Origin of the sequence: Paraburkholderia sp. 31.1 (assembly GCF_014397645.1) — a bacterium.
Taxonomy (GTDB): Bacteria; Pseudomonadota; Gammaproteobacteria; order Burkholderiales; family Burkholderiaceae; genus Paraburkholderia; species Paraburkholderia tuberum.
This window is the reverse complement of the sequence record NZ_VZQN01000001.1, coordinates 23,517-41,624: the sequence shown is the minus strand read 5'-3', so window position 1 is coordinate 41,624 and position 18,108 is coordinate 23,517. Positions and strand designations below refer to the sequence as shown.

At 66.3% G+C, this 18,108-nt stretch carries 16 protein-coding genes; 12 read left to right on the top strand and 4 right to left on the bottom strand.

What is annotated here, in order from left to right; all coding sequences use genetic code 11:
* Positions 1 to 44 precede the first annotated feature (44 nt).
* From pyk to F6X37_RS00150, 6 genes are all read left to right on the top strand, one after another.
* Entirely contained in the window at positions 45 to 1,481 is a 1,437-nt protein-coding gene (gene pyk, locus F6X37_RS00175) for a pyruvate kinase (RefSeq protein WP_018421702.1), read from the top strand.
* A gap of 187 nt (positions 1,482 to 1,668) precedes the next feature.
* The gene (gene fba / locus F6X37_RS00170) at positions 1,669 to 2,733 is read left to right on the top strand and encodes a class II fructose-bisphosphate aldolase (protein WP_187609917.1); all 1,065 of its coding nucleotides are present in this window, start codon (positions 1,669 to 1,671) and stop codon (positions 2,731 to 2,733) included.
* 133 nt (positions 2,734 to 2,866) lie between these two features.
* Positions 2,867 to 3,757 carry a phosphoribosylaminoimidazolesuccinocarboxamide synthase gene (locus F6X37_RS00165; protein ID WP_187609916.1) on the top strand — a complete coding sequence of 297 codons (891 nt, stop codon included), beginning with the start codon at positions 2,867 to 2,869 and terminating at the stop codon, positions 3,755 to 3,757.
* A gap of 56 nt (positions 3,758 to 3,813) precedes the next feature.
* Positions 3,814 to 4,332 carry a 5-(carboxyamino)imidazole ribonucleotide mutase gene (gene purE, locus F6X37_RS00160; RefSeq protein ID WP_018421699.1) on the top strand — a complete coding sequence of 173 codons (519 nt, stop codon included), beginning with the start codon at positions 3,814 to 3,816 and terminating at the stop codon, positions 4,330 to 4,332.
* A 104-nt stretch (positions 4,333 to 4,436) separates the two neighbouring features.
* On the top strand, positions 4,437 to 5,633 hold the full coding sequence (locus F6X37_RS00155; RefSeq protein WP_184023007.1) for a 5-(carboxyamino)imidazole ribonucleotide synthase: 1,197 nt from the start codon (positions 4,437 to 4,439) through the stop codon (positions 5,631 to 5,633).
* A 10-nt stretch (positions 5,634 to 5,643) separates the two neighbouring features.
* Entirely contained in the window at positions 5,644 to 6,693 is a 1,050-nt protein-coding gene (locus F6X37_RS00150) for an L-threonylcarbamoyladenylate synthase (RefSeq protein WP_184051424.1), read from the top strand.
* A 151-nt stretch (positions 6,694 to 6,844) separates the two neighbouring features.
* On the opposite strand, the gene F6X37_RS00145 is transcribed toward F6X37_RS00150, so the two are convergent.
* The 3 genes from F6X37_RS00145 to dacB form a co-directional block, all read right to left on the bottom strand.
* Positions 6,845 to 8,068 carry an SGNH/GDSL hydrolase family protein gene (locus tag F6X37_RS00145; RefSeq protein WP_184058320.1) on the bottom strand — a complete coding sequence of 408 codons (1,224 nt, stop codon included), beginning with the start codon at positions 8,066 to 8,068 and terminating at the stop codon, positions 6,845 to 6,847.
* Positions 8,069 to 8,163: 95 nt separating this feature from the next.
* Entirely contained in the window at positions 8,164 to 9,081 is a 918-nt protein-coding gene (locus F6X37_RS00140) for a sterol desaturase family protein (RefSeq protein WP_187609915.1), read from the bottom strand.
* A gap of 188 nt (positions 9,082 to 9,269) precedes the next feature.
* Positions 9,270 to 10,853 (bottom strand): D-alanyl-D-alanine carboxypeptidase/D-alanyl-D-alanine-endopeptidase, encoded by a 1,584-nt coding sequence (dacB, locus tag F6X37_RS00135; RefSeq protein WP_410451180.1) that lies wholly within the window; start codon positions 10,851 to 10,853, stop codon positions 9,270 to 9,272.
* Positions 10,854 to 11,170: 317 nt separating this feature from the next.
* On the opposite strand from dacB, the gene F6X37_RS00130 reads away from it, so the two are divergent.
* From F6X37_RS00130 to F6X37_RS00105, 6 genes are all read left to right on the top strand, one after another.
* Positions 11,171 to 11,833: a response regulator gene (locus F6X37_RS00130; protein WP_027198735.1), complete on the top strand. Its 663-nt coding sequence runs from the start codon at positions 11,171 to 11,173 to the stop codon at positions 11,831 to 11,833.
* Positions 11,834 to 11,837: 4 nt separating this feature from the next.
* Positions 11,838 to 13,136 (top strand): ATP-binding protein, encoded by a 1,299-nt coding sequence (locus tag F6X37_RS00125; protein ID WP_184051432.1) that lies wholly within the window; start codon positions 11,838 to 11,840, stop codon positions 13,134 to 13,136.
* 168 nt (positions 13,137 to 13,304) lie between these two features.
* Positions 13,305 to 14,822 (top strand): DegQ family serine endoprotease, encoded by a 1,518-nt coding sequence (locus F6X37_RS00120; RefSeq protein ID WP_184051652.1) that lies wholly within the window; start codon positions 13,305 to 13,307, stop codon positions 14,820 to 14,822.
* Between the two features lie 278 nt (positions 14,823 to 15,100).
* Positions 15,101 to 15,595, top strand: a complete 495-nt coding sequence (locus tag F6X37_RS00115) for a carboxypeptidase regulatory-like domain-containing protein (RefSeq protein WP_187609913.1) — start codon at positions 15,101 to 15,103, stop codon at positions 15,593 to 15,595.
* Positions 15,596 to 15,742: 147 nt separating this feature from the next.
* Complete coding sequence (locus F6X37_RS00110) at positions 15,743 to 16,123, top strand: DUF427 domain-containing protein (RefSeq protein WP_090801710.1); 381 nt, start codon at positions 15,743 to 15,745, stop codon at positions 16,121 to 16,123.
* Positions 16,124 to 16,157: 34 nt separating this feature from the next.
* The gene (locus F6X37_RS00105; protein WP_018421687.1) at positions 16,158 to 16,880 is read left to right on the top strand and encodes a CoxG family protein; all 723 of its coding nucleotides are present in this window, start codon (positions 16,158 to 16,160) and stop codon (positions 16,878 to 16,880) included.
* 107 nt (positions 16,881 to 16,987) lie between these two features.
* On the opposite strand, the gene F6X37_RS00100 is transcribed toward F6X37_RS00105, so the two are convergent.
* A complete protein-coding gene (locus F6X37_RS00100; protein WP_187609912.1) occupies positions 16,988 to 17,983 on the bottom strand; it encodes a helix-turn-helix domain-containing protein in 996 nt (331 codons plus the stop codon).
* Positions 17,984 to 18,108 lie beyond the last annotated feature (125 nt).

Below are 18,108 nucleotides of genomic sequence, written 5' to 3'. Positions count from 1 at the left end.
CCCGCAGCGCTCTTACCAGCGATCCTATCCAGACGAGGAGACTCATGCATCGCGCCACCAAGATTGTCGCTACTATCGGTCCGGCTTCCAGCACGCCGGAAATCCTGCTGCAAATGATTCAGGCGGGATTGGACGTGGTGCGGCTCAATTTCTCACATGGCACCGCGGACGACCATCGCCAGCGCGCCGAATTCGTGCGCGAGGCGGCCCGTCAGGCCGGCCGCGAAGTCGCCATCATGGCTGACCTGCAAGGCCCGAAAATCCGCGTCGGCAAATTCGAGAACGGCCGCACGACGCTCGTCACCGGCAATCCGTTCGTCCTCGATGCCGACTGCGAGCTCGGCAACGACGAGCGCGTCGGCCTCGACTACAAGGATCTGCCGCGCGACCTGAAGCCGGGCGACGTACTGCTGCTCAACGACGGCCTGATCGTGCTGAACGTGCAGCGCCTGATCGGCAACGAGATCCACACGGTCGTCAAGATCGGCGGCGAGCTGTCGAACAACAAGGGCATCAACCGCCAGGGCGGCGGTCTGTCGGCGCCCGCGCTGACCGCGAAAGACATGGAGGACATCCGCACGGCGATGTCGCTCGGCGTCGATTTCGTCGCGGTGTCGTTCCCGAAAAACGCGACCGACATGGAAATGGCCCGCCAGCTCGCGAACATCGCCGGCGCGCCGTACGGCATCAAGCCGAAGATGATCGCGAAGATCGAGCGCGCGGAAGCGATTCCGGCGCTGCAAGGCATCCTCGACGCGTCGGACGGCATCATGGTCGCGCGTGGCGATCTGGCTGTGGAAGTGGGCAATGCCGCGGTGCCGGCGCTGCAAAAGCGCATGATCCGGATGGCGCGCGAATCGAACAAGTTCGTGATCACCGCGACGCAGATGATGGAGTCGATGATCCACGCGCCGGTGCCGACCCGCGCGGAAGTGTCGGACGTCGCCAACGCGGTGCTCGACGGCACGGACGCGGTGATGCTGTCGGCGGAATCGGCGGCGGGCAAGTACCCGGTGCAGACCATCGAGACGATGGCCGCGATTTGCGTCGAAGCGGAAAAGTCCGAGCAGTCGGAGCTCGACAAGGACTTCCTCGACCGCACGTTCACGCGGATCGACCAGTCGATCGCGATGGGCGCGCTGTTCACCGCCTATCACCTGGGCGCCAAGGCCATCGTCGCGCTGACCGAATCGGGCTCGACCGCGCTGTGGATGTCGCGTCACTGGACCCACGTGCCGATCTTCGCGCTAACGCCGCGCGTCGGCAGCGAACGGGCGATGGCGCTGTATCGCAACGTGACTTCGCTGCATCTGGACACCAACACCGACCGCGACACGGCGCTGCAGCAGGCGCTCGAAACGGTGGTCGGCAAGGGCTACGCGTCGCACGGCGACATGGTCGTGCTGACGGTCGGCGAGCCGATGGGTCAGGCGGGCGGCACCAACACGTTGAAGATCGTGCGGGTCGGTGAACCGTACTGATCAGGCAGGACTGCTCGATCGGCACAGGCTCGATTGAGCGAAGCAGGGCAGCGAAACCCGCACGGTCCATGTGCGACGGCGCACCAAAGCGCCGGTGTCATCGCGGGAACGCCGCCTGCTTCGCGATAAAATCGCCGCAAAAGATGCCGACGGCAAAAGAATTCGTTTCAATCTAAGGAGTTTCAGCATGCCTCTCGTATCAATGCGTCAACTGCTGGACCATGCTGCGGAAAACGGCTATGGCCTTCCGGCATTCAACGTGAACAACCTGGAGCAGGTGCAGGCGATCATGGCCGCGGCCGACAAGGTCAACGCCCCGGTCATCATGCAGGCGTCGGCCGGTGCGCGTAAGTACGCGGGCGAGCCGTTCCTGCGTCATCTGATCGAAGCGGCGGTCGAGTCGTATCCGCACATTCCGGTCGTGATGCACCAGGACCACGGTCAGTCGCCGGCGGTGTGCATGGCGGCGATTCGCAGCGGCTTCACCAGCGTGATGATGGACGGTTCGCTCGAAGCCGACGGCAAGACGGTCGCATCGTACGAGTACAACGTCGAAGTGTCGCGCAAGGTCGTCGAGGCGGCGCACTCGATCGGCGTCACCGTGGAAGCGGAGCTGGGCGTGCTCGGTTCGCTCGAAACGATGAAGGGCGACAAGGAAGACGGCCACGGCGCCGAAGGCACGATGACGCGTGAACAACTGCTGACCGATCCGGAGCAGGCCGCCGACTTCGTCAAGCTGACCCAGTGCGACGCGCTGGCCATCGCGATCGGCACCTCGCACGGCGCCTACAAGTTCAGCAAGAAGCCGACGGGAGATATTCTCTCGATCCAGCGCATCAAGGAAATCCATCAGCGCATTCCGAACACGCACCTCGTGATGCACGGCTCGTCGTCGGTGCCGCAGGAGCTGCTCGCGGAAATCCGCGAATTCGGCGGCGACATGAAGGAAACCTACGGCGTGCCGGTCGAAGAAATCCAGGAAGGCATCCGTCACGGCGTGCGCAAGGTCAACATCGATACCGACTTGCGTCTGGCGATCACGGGCGCGATCCGTCGCTACATGGGGACCAACCCGGGCAAGTTCGATCCGCGCGATTACCTGAAGCCGGCGCGCGAAGCGGCGATGAAGATCTGTATCGACCGTTACATGCAATTCGGCTGCGAAGGCCAGGCCGGCAAGATCAAGCCGGTTTCGCTTGATAAAATTGCGCAGAAGTACAAGTCGGGCGAGCTCGCGCAAGTCGTCCGTTAAGCTGTAGTTTTGGCTCCGCGCCTGGCCGTTTGGCCAGGTTGTCGTCCGATCGCCGTTCCCGCATCATCGGGGGAACGGCGTTTCCCTTTTGTTCCGGTCACATTTTTTGCACCACTTTTAGCGAACCACGACGATGTCTACCCTCTACGAATCCACGCTCCGCTCGCTGCCGCTGCTCGGCCGCGGCAAAGTCCGCGACAACTATGCCGTGGGCAACGACCAGTTGCTGATCGTCACGACCGACCGTCTGTCGGCGTTCGACGTGATCATGGGCGAGCCGATTCCGAACAAGGGTCGCGTGCTCAACGCGATGGCGAACTTCTGGTTCGAGAAACTGAAGCACGTGGTGCCGAACCACCTGACGGGCGTCGCGCCGGAGTCGGTGGTCGCGCCGGTCGAAGTCGAGCAGGTCAAGGGGCGCGCGGTGGTCGTCAAGCGTCTCGAGCCGATCCTCGTCGAAGCGGTGGTGCGCGGCTATCTGGCCGGCAGTGGCTGGAAAGATTACCAGGCCACCGGTTCGGTCTGCGGCGTGCAACTGCCGCCGGGTCTGCAGAACGCGCAGAAGCTGCCCGAGCCGATCTTCACGCCGGCCGCCAAGGCCGAGATGGGCCACCACGACGAAAACATCACCTACGACGAGATGGAGCGCCGCATCGGCACCGAACTGTCGGCCACGATCCGCGACATTTCGATCCGTCTGTATAAGGAAGCCGCTGATTACGCGGCCACGCGCGGCATCATCATTGCGGACACGAAGTTCGAATTCGGTCTGGACAACCACGGCAAGCTGTATCTGATGGACGAGGCGCTGACCGCCGATTCGTCGCGCTTCTGGCCGGCGGACCAGTACCAGGTCGGCACGAACCCGCCGTCGTTCGACAAGCAGTTCGTGCGCGACTGGCTCGAAACCCAGCCGTGGAAGAAAGAGCCGCCGGCGCCGAAGCTGCCGGACGACGTGGTCGCGAAAACGGGCGAGAAGTACCAGGAAGCGCTCGAGCGCCTGACGGGCCACAAGCTCGACTGATGTGATCGCGCGCGCCGTGTCAGGCGCGCATCGCCGGGAAACAAGGAAGCCGTAAGATGAGTGAAGCACAAACCGCCCATACGCATGATGCGCCGGTCGTCGGCGTATTGATGGGCTCCAGTTCCGACTGGGAAGTGATGAAAAACGCCGTCGCGATTCTGCAGGAATTCGGCGTGCCGTACGAAGCGAAGGTCGTGTCCGCGCACCGCATGCCCGACGAAATGTTCGCCTATGCTGAAAGCGCGCGCGAGCGCGGCATTCGCGCGATCATCGCGGGTGCGGGCGGCGCCGCGCATCTGCCGGGCATGCTGGCCGCGAAGACCACGGTGCCGGTGCTTGGCGTGCCGGTCGCGAGCAAGTATCTGAAGGGCGTCGATTCGCTGCATTCGATCGTGCAGATGCCCAAGGGTGTGCCGGTCGCGACGTTTGCGATTGGCGAGGCGGGTGCCGCGAACGCGGCGCTGTTCGCGGTGTCCCTGCTCTCCGGCACCAGCGCCGAATACGCGGACAAGCTCGCTGCATTCCGTGTGCGCCAGAACGAAGCGGCTCACGCGATGGTATTGCCGGCGCTGTAAGCGCGCTGTTTGTTTTATAAGACGTTTCCTGTCCGACCCCCGGCCGGATGCCCGCCGCTCGCTGTGCGAGCGCGGCGCGTATCCGGCCGCGACCGACCACCAAGATGAACCCTGACAACACACCGGTTTCACCGATTCTGCCCGGCGCATGGCTTGGCATGGTCGGTGGCGGCCAGCTCGGCCGCATGTTCTGTTTTGCCGCCCAGGCGATGGGCTATCGCGTCGCCGTGCTCGATCCGGACGAAACCAGCCCGGCCGGCGCGGTCGCCGACCGCCACCTGCGCGCGGCCTACGGCGACGAAGCGGCGCTGACCGAACTCGCGCGGTTGTGCGCGGCGGTGTCGACCGAATTCGAGAACGTGCCGTCCGCGAGCCTCGACTTTCTCGGCAAGACCACCTTCGTGAGCCCGGCGGGGCGTTGCGTCGCCGTCGCGCAGGACCGGATCGCCGAGAAGCGCTTTATCGCGTCGTCGGGTGTGACGGTTGCGCCGCACGTCGTGATCGAGTCGTCGGATGCGCTTGCGGCGCTGGGCGATGGCGAGCTCGAAGCGGTGCTGCCCGGCATCCTGAAAACGGCGCGCATGGGTTACGACGGCAAAGGCCAGATTCGCGTGCGCAACGCCGAGGAAGTGCGCGAGGCGCATGCGTCGCTCGGCGGCGTGCCGTGTGTGCTCGAGAAGCGCCTGCCGCTGAAGTTCGAGGTGTCGGCCCTGATCGCGCGCGCGGCGAGCGGGGCGTCGGTGGTCTATCCGCTCGCGCAGAACACCCATCGCGACGGCGTGCTGTCGCACACCATCGTCCCCGCGCCGGACGCGTCGCCGGCGCTCGTGCAGCAGGCTCAACAGGCCGCGCTGCAGATCGCCGAGAAGCTCGGCTACGTCGGCGTGCTGTGCGTCGAATTCTTCATTCTCGAAGACGGCTCGCTGGTCGCCAACGAAATGGCGCCGCGCCCGCATAACTCCGGCCACTACACGGTCGACGCCTGCGCGACGAGCCAGTTCGAGCAGCAGGTGCGCGCGATGACCAGCATGCCGCTCGGCGACACGCGCCAGCATTCGCCGGCGGTGATGCTGAACATCCTCGGCGACGTGTGGTTTCCGGACGGTCCGAAGCGCGCGGCGGTCACGCCGCCGTGGCAGGAAGTCGCCGCGATGCCGTCAGCGCGCCTGCATCTGTACGGCAAGGAAGAGGCGCGTTGCGGCCGCAAGATGGGCCACGTGAACTTCACCGCGCCGACCCTCGAAGAAGCCCGCACCGCGGCGCGCGATTGCGCGCGGCTGCTGCACATCGCTACCAGCTGACGCGCGCGCCATGCCGGATCAACAGAAACCCGCCGAGGACGCTACCAACGCGTTGCCGGTCAGCGCCGCGCAGATCGAGCACGCGGCGGCCTTGCTCGACGCGGGGGGGCTGGTCGCGTTTCCGACGGAAACCGTGTACGGCCTCGGCGGCGATGCCGAGAACCCGGACGCGGTCGCGCGCATTTACGCGGCGAAGGGGCGGCCGGCCAATCATCCGGTGATCGTGCATCTCGCGCCGCATGGCGATCCGAACTACTGGGTCGAGTATTTGCCGGCGGATGCGCAGCGTCTGATCGACGCGTTCTGGCCGGGACCGCTCACGCTGATCCTCAAGCGCGCTGCGCGCATTCCGGCGGCGGTCAGCGGCGGGCAGGACTCGGTGGGACTGCGCTGCCCGTCGCATCCGGTTGCGCAGGCGTTGCTCGATGCATTCAGCGCGTTGCGCGGCGGGCATGGCGGCGTCGCCGCGCCGTCGGCGAACCGCTTCGGGCATGTGAGCCCGACCACCGCGCAGCATGTGCGCGACGAGTTCGGCAGCGCGATTCATGTGCTCGATGGCGGCGCGTCGGATGTCGGTATCGAGTCGACGATTCTCGATCTGTCGCGCGGCTTTCCGGCGCTGCTGAGGCCCGGTCGCGTGACGCCGCAGGATATCGCCGACGTGCTCGGCGAGGCGCCGCGTCTGCCCGACGGGTCGGACGCGACCGCGCCGCGCGCGTCGGGCACGTTGAAAGCGCATTACGCGCCGCGCACGCCGCTCGTGCTGCTGCCACTCGGCGAGCTCGAGCCGCTGCTCGCGGTGCGCGAGCCGGGCGAGCGCGTTGCGCTGGTCGCGCGCGCGTCGCGTGCGGGACAGTGGGCCGATGTCGACGGCGTGCATTTCGTCGCCGCGCCGGAAGATCCGCACGTCTATGCACGCGAGCTCTATGGCTTGCTGCGCGCGCTCGATCGCGCGAACGTCACGCGGATTCTGATCGAGAAGCTGCCGGACACGATCGAATGGATCGCGGTCAACGATCGGCTCGGGCGCGCGGCGGCGGCGTTCGAAGCGCAGCACTGACGCAATCGGATCGCTGCGCTGCATGGCACGGCCACCGGAAAAGGCAAAGGCCCGGCTCGTTCAACGAGCCGGGCCTTTTGCCATCTAGCCAGCCTTAGCGACGCCGGTTAGCTGTCATGTGAATACCGCTAACCCCACGGCCAACGCCGCGTTACTTGCCAAGCCCGCTAGCAGCGATCTGCGTCTCGACCTGCTGTGCGAACAGCGCTTGCAGATGCGTGGTCGGATGCACGAGGTCGGCGAACATGTAGCTCTGGTCTGCGCCGGCCACCGTGTAGGTTTGCGGCGAGCAGAACAGCGACGACGCAAGCGCGCTGCCGAAGTCCGCCGCCGTCTGGCCGGAGGCGAGCACGCTCGGATTGTTCGTCGCGTACGTGGTCGCGCTTTGGGCCATCGACGTCAGGTTACACGCGGTGCCCGTATTCGACACGGTGAAACCGAGCGACTGATAGTTCTGCAACGTCTGGTCGATCCACGCGAATGCGCTCACGTAGATGACCTGCTTGCTCGACGCGAGGCCTTGCTGCAGCACGCCGTTGTAGGTCTTGACGAGCGCGTTGATGAGCGCCTGGCCTTGCGCGCCCGCGGCGAGACCTTGCGGCGTCTGCGCGATGTCCGGCACGTCCGACACCACCACGTGCGTCGCGCCCGACGCGACGACCTTCTGCACCGTGCCGACGAACGTGGTCGCCGCGGTGGTGATGTCCTGCAGCGCGGCCAGCGTGGCCGTCTGCGACGCGGCGGCTGCCGCCGTCTGCGCGTCGGCCGGGGTACCGCCGTTCAGGAGCGCCTGCGTCGCCGCTGCCGTACCGGCAGCCGAGACCGCTTGCACCGCGACGAAGATGTCGTTCGCGCCGCCGTTCATCAGCACGAGCTGGTTCGAATTGAAGCTGTTATTGTGCCCGGCCAGATACTCGGCGACCTGCGTCGTGACCGGCACCGTCGTCGCGGCCATGTTGTTCGGCGCGTAGCCTTCGCCCGGCTGCAGATCGACACGCGAGCCGCCCTGCGCGTAACCGAGGCCGCCCGTCGCGGTGAGCGGCATGCCGAAGCCGCCGACGTACGCGGCGGTGAGCGTGCCGCCGTAGTACTCGGCGACCTTCTGCGTCCAGACCTCACCCGGATTCGTCGTGAAGCGGCCGCCGCCCGTGCCGACGTTCGCCTGGACCGCCGGCATGTATGTGCCGACATCCGACAGGCTGTCGCCGAATGACACGACCTGCAGCGTGACGCCCCCCGGCGGCGTGTTGCTGCTGCTCGAACTATTGTTGTCGCTGCCACCGCCGCATGCCGCGAGCGCGGCGAACGCTGCGCTCGCCACTGCGATCTGCGTGACGCGCAACCATTGCTGTTTCTTCGAAGCGGTTTGATTCATGTTGACTGCATCTCCTCGTATGTGTGGCCCTTGATGCCATGTGTTGCAGGCGGCGTCCACCGCGTTGGCGGCGTGACGACAGCTTACAGAATCTTCTACGGCCTGCGCGATGTCCGAAGCGCGACCGTATGGTTTGAGTTCAAGCCGGCTCCCTTCGCGTGCTGCGCATGATGAGCGGCGGCCCAGGCGGGCGGCGCGAACAGCGCACGCCATTTGTTGCGCCAGCCGTGCACGCTCGCGAAGTCGGCGGCCATCGATGCCCATTCGTGAAACGTCGTCTTCAGCGGGTTGTACGTGTGCAGCGGCTCGACGATGCCGTACCGCGGCGCCTCGTGCGGATCTTCTTCGACGTAGCTGCCGAGCAGGCGATCCCAGATCACCAGTACACCTGCGTAATTGCGATCGATGTAGCGATCGTTGCGCGCATGATGCACGCGATGGATCGACGGCGTATTGAACACGTATTCGAGCCAGCCGAGCTTGCCGATCGCCTGCGTGTGCACGAAGAACTGGAAGCCGAGATTGATCAGCACGATCGCGACGATCTGCTTCGGAGCAAAGCCAGCAATGGCGAGCGGAATCCAGAACACCCACATGCCGGCCATCGGGTACATCAGGCTCTGGCGGAACGCGGTCGAAAAATTCATCCGCTCCGACGAGTGATGCACGACGTGGGCGGCCCACAGCCAGCGCACGCGATGACTGCAGCGATGAAAGACGTAATAGAGCAGGTCCTGCGCGACGAACAGCACGACGAACGACAGCCATGTCGCCGGCCATGTATGAAAGCGGTAATGCTCGTAGAAAAACGCGTAGACAGGGATGATCGCGAGCCACGCGAGCTTGTCGGTGGCCTGCTGCAGCAGCGCGAGCGCGGCGTTGCACAGCGTGTCGCGCCAGCTGTAGAGCCGCTCGGCCGGGCGCGTGCGGCTCACGTGCCACGCCTCCCAGCCGATGCAGGCAAGAAAGACGGGTGCCATGGCGAGCAGCAGCAATTCGGCATCGAATTGCATCTTGTCTCCCTTCCTGGTCCCTGACCGCCGCGCGGGACGCAGCGGGTGGTGTCGTTATCGTTCGTGAGGTCGCGCGGTCTGCACGACCGGCGCCCTGCGCGGCAAGCCCGTGATGTCGCGCGCCGCATGCTGCCCGACAGCGTACACGGTTAGGAGCTTGCCGCGCGCGGCATCGCTAGAAGGAATACTCAGTGGCCGCCGCGCTTGCGCGGGTTTTTCCTGGGCTTCTCGCGCGCTTCCTCGATGGGCGCGGAAACCTTCGTAAAGCCCTGCGACGGGCCTTCGTACACCCATTCGAGCAGCGCGTCGTGCGCGGCGCGCGCCGCTTCCGAATGCGGATCGTTGATCAGGCTGACGACGACATAGCTGTTGCCGTCGGCCGACGCGACGTAGCCGGCGATCGCGCGTACGTCGCGCAGCGTGCCGGTCTTGATGTGCGCGTTGCCGCCCGCGCCCTGGCTGGTCAGGCGATTGCGCATCGTGCCGTCGACACCGGCGATCGGCAGCGAGTCGACGAACACCTGCGCGACTGGGCTCGCGTTCGCGCGTTGCAAAACATCGGCGAGCGCGAGCGCGGTGATGTGTTCGTCGCGCGACAGGCCCGAGCCGTTATCGAGCGACAGGTATTCGGTGTTCAGGCTGTCGCGCGTCAGGAAAGCTTCGACCGCGTGCGCGGCTTTCGCGGGCGTGGCGGGCGGCCTTTCCTCGGCGGCGCCGATTGTCAGGAACAGGTTGCGTGCCATCGTGTTGTTGCTGAACTTGTTGATGTCGCGAACGATGTCCGACAGCATCGGCCCTTCGTGCCTGGCGACGAGCTTCGCGCCGGCGGGCACTGCGCCTTCGCGGGTCGCGCCCGTGAATGTGCCGCCGGTTTGCTGCCACAGCGCGAGGAAGCCGCGCGCGAAGAACGTCGAGTGATCGAGCACGGCGACGTTGATCGTGCGCGCGTCGCAGCGCACCGGAAAGTCGCCGATGAACGACGCGACGAGCGTGCCGTCAGGCTCCGGCGTGACGGTCGGCGTCGGCAGCTCGCCCCGGCATGGGCCGCTCGTCGCACGCAGCTGGTTGTCGATGCGCAGTTGCGCGAGCGCGGGCAGCACGTCGATCGCCACCGTGCCATCGGGCGACGGCGTCAGCGTGAACGACAGCGATTTGAACGCGTACAGCAGCGGATCGGGGCCGACGTTGTACGGCGCGTTCACGTCGTCGTCGAACGCGGGCAGGTCGCGAGTCGACGGATCGAAGTAGCGCTTGTCGAGCACCAGCGCGCCGTCGATACCGTTGATGCCCGCCTTGTGAATCTTCTGCACGAGGTCGATCAGTTCTTCGGGCACGAGCTTCGGGTCGCCGGTGCCCTGGATGTACAGATTGCCGTGCAGCACGCCGCTCGCGTCGAGCGGGCCCTCCGCGTACGCGCTGGTGCGCCAGCGGTAACCGGGACCGAGGATCGACAGGCCTGAGTAGGTGGTGACGAGCTTCATCGTCGAGGCGGGCATCATCGGCTTGCCGGCGTTTAGCGCGAGGATCGGCGTGCGATCGCCGACCTTTTCGACGACCACGCTGATCGACGACAACGGCACGTGCGCGCGCTGCAGACCGACCATCACCGGCTGCGGCAGTACCGTCGTGACGTTGACGCTCGGATGCGTGGCCTTGACGCGGGCCTCCCCGGTCAGCGGCAGCAGGGTGCCTGCGCCGAGCGCGGCGGCGCAGAGCCAGACGGCCGCGCGCGGCACGACACGGTTAGGCATGAAGGCTGCGCGATCGAACATACGGCGCGAGTGCAGCGCCATACGGCGTGCGACGGAAGACAGAAAAGTGTGCGTCATGAACGGGTGAACGGGCAAACGGACGAGCAGGATTTCAAGGTGTGCGGCGAGCGGCGTGCGGCGTGCGAGGGACGATGGAACGGCAAGCTGGGCGCCTTGACGGCGCGGTAGCGCGCCGCAGTCTACCGGCCGTCGCGCGACGCAAAGCGCCCATTGTAGTGACATCCCGCGAGGCTGCGGTGAAAAAAGCGCCACACGCCGCACGGGTCGGAAGCGGGCGCTAGAATGCGGCATCATCGAATGTTTTGGAACGGACAACCATGCGCATCCTGCTAGTCGAAGATGACCGGATGATCGCCGAAGGCGTGCGCAAGGCGCTGCGCGGCGAAGGCTTCGCCGTCGATTGGGTCGAGGACGGCGAAGCGGCGCTGCGAGCGGCGGCGGCCCAACCTTACGACCTCGCGTTGCTCGACCTCGGTCTGCCCAAGCGCGACGGTCTCGAGGTGCTGCGCGCACTGCGTGCGCGCGGCCATGCGCTGCCGGTGCTGATCGTCACCGCGCGCGACGCGGTCGCCGATCGTGTCAAGGGCCTCGACGCGGGCGCTGACGATTACCTTGTCAAACCTTTCGATCTCGACGAACTCGGTGCGCGGATGCGCGCGCTGATCCGGCGCCAGTCCGGCCGCAGCGATTCGACGATTCGCCACGGCAATTTGACCCTCGATCCCGCGTCGCACCAGGTGACGCTCGATGGCGCCCTGGTCGCGCTATCCGCGCGCGAATTCGCGCTGCTCGAGGCGCTGCTCGCGCGACCCGGCGCGGTGCTGTCCAAGAGCCAGCTAGAGGAAAAGATGTATGGCTGGGGCGAGGAGATCGGCAGCAATACCGTCGAGGTCTATATTCACGCGCTGCGCAAGAAGCTCGGCGCCGATCTGATCCGCAACGTTCGCGGGCTTGGCTACATGATCGCGAAGGACGCCTGAGCCGATGCGCTCGATTCGCCGACAACTGTTGTTCTGGCTGCTCGCGCTCGTGCTGCTCGGCGTCGGCATCGCGGGCTGGCTGATCTACCGGCAGGCACTCGCCGAAGCGAACGAGCTGTTCGACTACCAGCTCGAGCAGATCGCCGCGGCGCTGCCGGCGGAACCGTTCTCGCAGGTGCTCGGCCGCGATACCGGCGACGAGGGCATCGTGCTGCAGATCTGGAACCGCAACGGCATGCTGATGTATTACTCGCGGCCGCGTGCGCCGCTCGCGCCGCGCGCCGAACTCGGTTTTTCGACCGAGCGCACCGACCGCGGCGAATGGCGCGTATATGGCGCGATCGTCGGCGACAACGTCGTGCAGCTCGCGCAGCCGCTGTCGGTGCGCAACCGGCTCGCCGCCAATGTCGCGCTGCGCACGCTGTGGCCGCTGATCGTGCTGCTGCCGCTGCTCGGACTCGCGGTATGGGTGATCGTCGGTCGCGGGCTGCGGCCGCTGCGGCGCGTGACGAGCGCGCTCGACACCCGTCATCCCGAAGCGCTGGATCCATTGCCTGATCAGCGCCTGCCGCTCGAAGTGCGGCCGCTCGTGCGTGCGCTGAACGGGCTGCTGCAGCGGCTCGCGACCGCGCTCGATATCCAGAAGGCGTTCGTCGCCGATGCCGCGCACGAATTGCGCACGCCGCTTGCCGCGGTACAGATTCAGGCGCAACTGGTCGCGCGCGCGAAGGACGACACAGCCCGCAGCGAGGCGCTCGCCGATCTGCAGGCGGGTGTCACGCGCGCGACGCGCCTCGCCGAGCAACTGCTCGCGCTCGCGCGCGCCGAGCCGGACGGCGCCGCCGGCGCAGTGATGCTCGATCTGCGCGAGCTGCTGCAGGAGTGCGTCGCGACCTACGCGCCGCTCGCGATGAATCGCGGCGTCGACCTCGGCATCGAGGCGAGCGAGGCCGCCAGCGTGACCGGCGACGCCGAAGCGCTGCGCGTGATGTTCAACAACCTCGTCGACAACGCGACCAAGTACACGCCGCGTGGCGGCCGCGTCGACGTCAGCCTGCGTGTCGAGGACGGCCATCCGGTCGTGCGGATCGCCGATAGCGGCCCCGGTATCGATCCCGCCGATCGCGAGCGCGTGTTCGACCGGTTCTATCGCGCGGGAGCGGGCGCGAATCGCGCGCGCACCGACGTGGCGGGCAGCGGCCTCGGTCTCGCGATCGTGCGTCGGATCGCCACCCAACATCATGCGCAAGTGTCGCTCGACGACTCGCCGGCCGGTGGTTTGCAGGTCATCGTACGCTTCTGATCATGGTGATTTACTGTTCGGCCAACGCCGGCGTTCATGCTGGCGCGGCGGTCCGTAGCGGACGGTCCGATAAGGTTCCCATGATCTGGCGCTGCTTAAGACTCTTTTAAGTGATGCCCCTTACGCTCCTCGACATCCCAAGTCACTTTCTCCAGTCAGGAGCTCATGATGAACGCGAAAACCTTGTCCCGCGGCGCCGTTGCGGTAGCTGTGGCCGCTGCGCTTTCAGCCGGCTATGTGGCGGGCCATCGCGATGTGCCAGCACCGCAGATCATCTCGCCGGCGCAAGCCGCCGCAATGATGCCAGCCGAAGCAGCCGCCAAAACCGGTATCCCCGATTTCTCCGGTCTCGTCGAAACCTACGGTCCGGCCGTCGTCAACATCAGCGCGAAGCACGTGGTCAAGCAAACCGCGATGCGTGGTAATGGCGGCAACCTCAACGGCAACCAGCTGCCGATCGATCCGAACGATCCGTTCTATCAGTTCTACAAGCGGTTCTTCGGCGGCGTGCCCGGCATGCAGGGCGGCGATGGCGGAGACGCGCCCGACCAGCCGAGCGTGAGCCTCGGCTCGGGCTTCATCATCAGCAACGACGGCTACATTCTGACGAACGCGCACGTGGTCGATGGCGCGAACGTCGTCACCGTGAAGCTCACCGACAAGCGCGAATTCAAGGCGAAGGTGGTCGGTGCCGACAAGCAGTCCGACGTCGCCGTGCTGAAGATCAACGCGAGCGATCTGCCGACGGTGAAGATTGGCGATCCGCGCCAAAGCAAGGTTGGTCAGTGGGTCGTCGCGATCGGCTCACCGTACGGCTTCGACAACACCGTGACCTCGGGCATCATCAGCGCGAAGTCGCGTTCGCTGCCCAACGAGAACTACACGCCGTTCATCCAGACCGATGTGCCGGTGAACCCTGGCAACTCGGGCGGTCCGCTCTTTAATCTGCAAGGCGAAGTGATCGGCATCAACTCGATGATCTACTCGCAGACGGGCGGCTTCCAGGGCCTGTCGTTCGCGATCCCGATCAGCGAGGCGATCAAGGTCAAAGACGATCTCGTCAAGACCGGTCACGTGAGCCGCGGCCGCCTCGGCGTCGCAGTACAGGGCTTGAACCAGACGCTCGCCGAGTCGTTCGGCATGCAGAAGCCGCAAGGCGCGCTGGTCAGCTCGGTCGACGCCAACGGGCCGGCGGCCAAGGCTGGCTTGCAGCCGGGCGACGTGATCCTGTCGGTGAATGGCGACGAAGTGAGCGATTCGACGGATCTGCCGGCGAAGATCGCAGGTCTCGCGCCGGGCAGCTCGGCGACGCTGAAAGTGTGGCGTGATAAGGCCAGCAAGGACGTGAAGGTGACGATCGGCTCGTTCTCGGACGCAAAGGTTGCGTCGGCGAACAAGACCGATCAGCAGACCCAGTTGCAAGGCCGTCTCGGCGTCGCGGTGCGGCCGCTGACGCCGGAAGAGAAGAGCAGCGCGTCGGTGTCGCACGGTCTGCTCGTACAGCAGGCAGGCGGCGCGGCGGCGAGTGCCGGCATCCAGGCGGGCGACGTGATTCTCGCGGTCAATGGCCGTCCGGTCACGAACATCGATCAGCTGAAGCAGATGATTTCGGGCGCAGGCAACAGCATTGCGCTGCTGATCCAGCGGGACAACGCGCAGATTTTCGTGCCCGTAGATCTCGGCTGATCCAGTACCCGGGCGGTTCGAACGGATCGCCCATCCCAGTTTGAGCTGTAGTAGCGATTGCCGGTCCTTTGCATTTACTGCAAGGACCGGTTTTTTTTCGCCTGTCCGCACCGTGCTACGGCGAGCAGCGCGGGCAGGGCGAAACGCGCCACGCAGCTTGTTGTCACGGTCGCGCATGTCCAGTCGACGCAACCGGATGGCTGGCACGCAGGTTGCTTCGACCTTGATTTGGGCCTGTTCGGGGACTGGGCAAGGACTGCAACAAGGAGAGCGAACCGATGAAAACCCAACGCAATCAGCAAAGGATCGTAGCCGTCGCGCTGTGGGCGGCGCTCGCGCTCGGACTGGCGGGCGGTGCGTACGCGCAGCAGGCGGGCGTGACCGGTGGCTCGACGACCGACAACACCAGCGCGGGCAACACCAACGGCGGCGGTCTGCCGCAAGTCCAGCAGCAGGGCGACGTGTCGTACGTGTCGGGCGGCGTCGGCCTCGACGAATCGCGGGCGTTGCGACAAGCGCAAAGCCAGTGGCCACTGACGTTGCGCTTCACCGGACCCAACGCCGAGTTTCTCGCGGATGTGCACGTGCGTATCGTCGATGCCCATAACGGCGAAGTGCTGAACACGACGTCGCGCGGACCGTTCATGCTGGTGCGCTTGAGCCCCGGCCGCTATACGGTGCACGCGAAATACAACGACAGCGAGCAAACCCGCTCGGTTAGCGTGCCGGCGCACGGCAACGTCAAATCCGCGTTCATCTGGAACGCGAAGTAACGGGTCGATCGGTCCGCCGCCGCGCAGCAAGCTTGCGCAATCGGCCGAAGTTTGGCCGATAATGAAGCCACGGGCAGCTCCCGTGGCTTTGCCGTTCCGGCGGCAACAGCCGGCAGTGCAGCACCCACCCCATCACGGAGCCTGGACATGAGCGATGCGTCGACATCTGCGGGACGGCTGGACGGCCATACCATCGTGATCCGCGACAACGGTCACCGCGTGCGCGTGATTCACGGCGGCGTGACGATGGCCGACACCAAGGCCGCGCTGACGCTATCGGAGACCGGCCTCGCCGACGTGTTCTATTTCCCGCGCGAGCACGTGAACATGGCCCGGCTCGAACGCTCGACGCACACGTCGCATTGTCCGTTCAAGGGCGACGCGTCGTACTTCCATCTGCGCACCGAAGATGGCGTGATCGAGAACGCGGTGTGGTGCTACGAGGCGCCGTTCGAGCAGGTCAGTCGCATCAAGGGCTATCTCGCTTTTTACGCATCGCGCGTCGACCGCATCGATCAGACGTCCTGATCCCGCAGTCGGCGCGTTCATCGGGGAGGTTGTCATGGAACTGAACGACGCGTTACGGATTCCGCTGGCGCCGTCCGAGGTCTGGGACGCGTTGCAGGACCTCGCGCTGTTGCGTGCCAGCCTCGACAACTGCGAGTCGTTCGTGCGTCTCGCCCACGGCGAATACGCGCTGACGATGACCGTGCCGCTCGGCCCGTTGCGCGCACATTATCAGGCGCGCGCGCACGTCGCCGGCCAGGATTCCGGCCCGGCGGACGCGCAGCGCCGCACCATCAACTTCAAGGCCCTGGCCGAGGGCATCGGCGCGTTGCGCGGTCAGATCGAAGTGCGTTTGCGCGCGGACGAGGGGCGGGAGCGCGGCACGCGCATCGACTACACACTGTGGGCGACGTCGTCGGGACCGCTCGCCGAGCTGCCGACGCGCCAGCTCGAGAACGCCTTGCGTCAGATCGCCGACGATTTTTTCGCCGAGTTCGACGCCGTCGTGCGCGCCAAGCACGGCAAAGGGCCGAACCGCGCGCGTGGCACGGCGCCGCGTCGCCAGTACGTGTTTTTGCGGCCGATCACGCTCGGCGGCATCGCGCGGCGAGCGCGCATCGAGCACAGCCATGCGCTGTCGGGGCGCGCGGCGAGCGCGTCGCATAGCTGGTCGCATCACGAGCCCGGTCAGCATGTCGTGCCGTACTGGGCGTGGGCCGGGATGATCTTTCTGGTCGCACTATTGTTGTATGTCGCGCGCTGGTTCAGCGAGCATTGAGGCCGCGAGCCGCGCGCAGCCCCTGATGGAACGCGCGACAAACGTCCCGCGCGACTACGAAATCCCGGTGACGCACTACGAAATAGCGGTGCTCCCGCCGCCTTCATCTAATCCCCGCGAAACTCCCGCCGCCACGCGCTCGGCGACGTGCGAAACGCGTCCGCGAAATGCTGCCGCAGCGATGCGGCCGAGCCGAATCCGGCGCTCGCCGCGATCGCTTCGACCGACCCGTCGGTGCTTTCCAGCAGCTGTTGCGCACGCGCGAGCCGCTGCGCGAGCAGCCACGTGCCGACGGTGGTGCCGGTCGCGAGCCGGAAGCGCCGCGTGAAGGTGCGGCGGCTCATCAACGCGCGCGCGGCGAGCGTGTCGAGCGTATGCGGCGTGGCCAGGTTGCCGCTCACCCAGTCGAGCAGGCCGGACAGGCGATCGCCGCGCGGCTTCGGCGGCATCGGCTGCTGCACGTATTGCGCCTGGCCGCCCTGGCGATGCGGCGACACGACCAGCCGGCGCGCGACGTGGTTCGCCATCCGCGCGCCGCAGATCTTGCGCAGCACGTGCAGGCAGCAGTCGAGGCCGGCGGCGGTGCCGGCCGAGGTCAGCACGTTGCCGTCGTCGACGTACAGCACGTCGGCGTCGAGCCGCACGCGCGGGTAGCGGCGCGCGAAGTCGTCGGCCCAGGCCCAGTGCGTCGAAGCGGGCCGTCCATCGAGGATGCCCGCGGCGGCCAGCACGAAAGCGCCGAGGCAGAGGCCGACGAGCAGCGCGCCGCGCGCATGCGCGGCCCTCAGCGCGTCGAGCAGCGCGGCGGGCGGGGTTTCGGCGGGATCGCGCCAGCTCGGCACGATGATCGTCTGCGCGTCGGCAAGCGCTTCGAGTCCGTGCGTGACCGCGATCGAGAAGCCCGCGGTCGTCGCCAGCGCGCCTGTCTCCGCGGCGCAGACGCGGAAGTCGAAGTCGGGAACACCGCCGGCGCGACGGTCCTCGCCGAAAACGACGCACGGCACCGACAGATGGAACGGGCTGATGCGGTCGAATGCGACGACGGCGACGACGTGGCGCGGCGCCTGAACGGAGACGTCGTCGGAAGATGCGAAGGTGGTCATGCCGGGCGCCTCATGAAAGCCATAAGTATGGCCCGATTCTAGCGAAGGTTGTCATCCGGGCCGCTGTCGACAGGCGGGCAGCGGAGCAACAATGCCGTCATTGCCGTTGCGCCACGGCCACCGCG

Excerpts from the sequence above, each read along its gene's own strand:
- pyk (WP_018421702.1), top strand. The coding sequence starts at position 45 with ATGCATCGCGCCACCAAGATTGTCGCTACTATCGGTCCGGCTTCCAGC.
- fba (WP_187609917.1), top strand. The coding sequence starts at position 1,669 with ATGCCTCTCGTATCAATGCGTCAACTGCTGGACCATGCTGCGGAAAAC.
- F6X37_RS00165 (WP_187609916.1), top strand. The coding sequence starts at position 2,867 with ATGTCTACCCTCTACGAATCCACGCTCCGCTCGCTGCCGCTGCTCGGC.
- purE (WP_018421699.1), top strand. The coding sequence starts at position 3,814 with ATGAGTGAAGCACAAACCGCCCATACGCATGATGCGCCGGTCGTCGGC.
- F6X37_RS00155 (WP_184023007.1), top strand. The coding sequence starts at position 4,437 with ATGAACCCTGACAACACACCGGTTTCACCGATTCTGCCCGGCGCATGG.
- F6X37_RS00150 (WP_184051424.1), top strand. The coding sequence starts at position 5,644 with ATGCCGGATCAACAGAAACCCGCCGAGGACGCTACCAACGCGTTGCCG.
- F6X37_RS00145 (WP_184058320.1), bottom strand. The coding sequence starts at position 8,068 with ATGAATCAAACCGCTTCGAAGAAACAGCAATGGTTGCGCGTCACGCAG.
- F6X37_RS00140 (WP_187609915.1), bottom strand. The coding sequence starts at position 9,081 with ATGCAATTCGATGCCGAATTGCTGCTGCTCGCCATGGCACCCGTCTTT.
- dacB (WP_410451180.1), bottom strand. The coding sequence starts at position 10,853 with ATGTTCGATCGCGCAGCCTTCATGCCTAACCGTGTCGTGCCGCGCGCG.
- F6X37_RS00130 (WP_027198735.1), top strand. The coding sequence starts at position 11,171 with ATGCGCATCCTGCTAGTCGAAGATGACCGGATGATCGCCGAAGGCGTG.
- F6X37_RS00125 (WP_184051432.1), top strand. The coding sequence starts at position 11,838 with ATGCGCTCGATTCGCCGACAACTGTTGTTCTGGCTGCTCGCGCTCGTG.
- F6X37_RS00120 (WP_184051652.1), top strand. The coding sequence starts at position 13,305 with ATGAACGCGAAAACCTTGTCCCGCGGCGCCGTTGCGGTAGCTGTGGCC.
- F6X37_RS00115 (WP_187609913.1), top strand. The coding sequence starts at position 15,101 with ATGAAAACCCAACGCAATCAGCAAAGGATCGTAGCCGTCGCGCTGTGG.
- F6X37_RS00110 (WP_090801710.1), top strand. The coding sequence starts at position 15,743 with ATGAGCGATGCGTCGACATCTGCGGGACGGCTGGACGGCCATACCATC.
- F6X37_RS00105 (WP_018421687.1), top strand. The coding sequence starts at position 16,158 with ATGGAACTGAACGACGCGTTACGGATTCCGCTGGCGCCGTCCGAGGTC.
- F6X37_RS00100 (WP_187609912.1), bottom strand. The coding sequence starts at position 17,983 with ATGACCACCTTCGCATCTTCCGACGACGTCTCCGTTCAGGCGCCGCGC.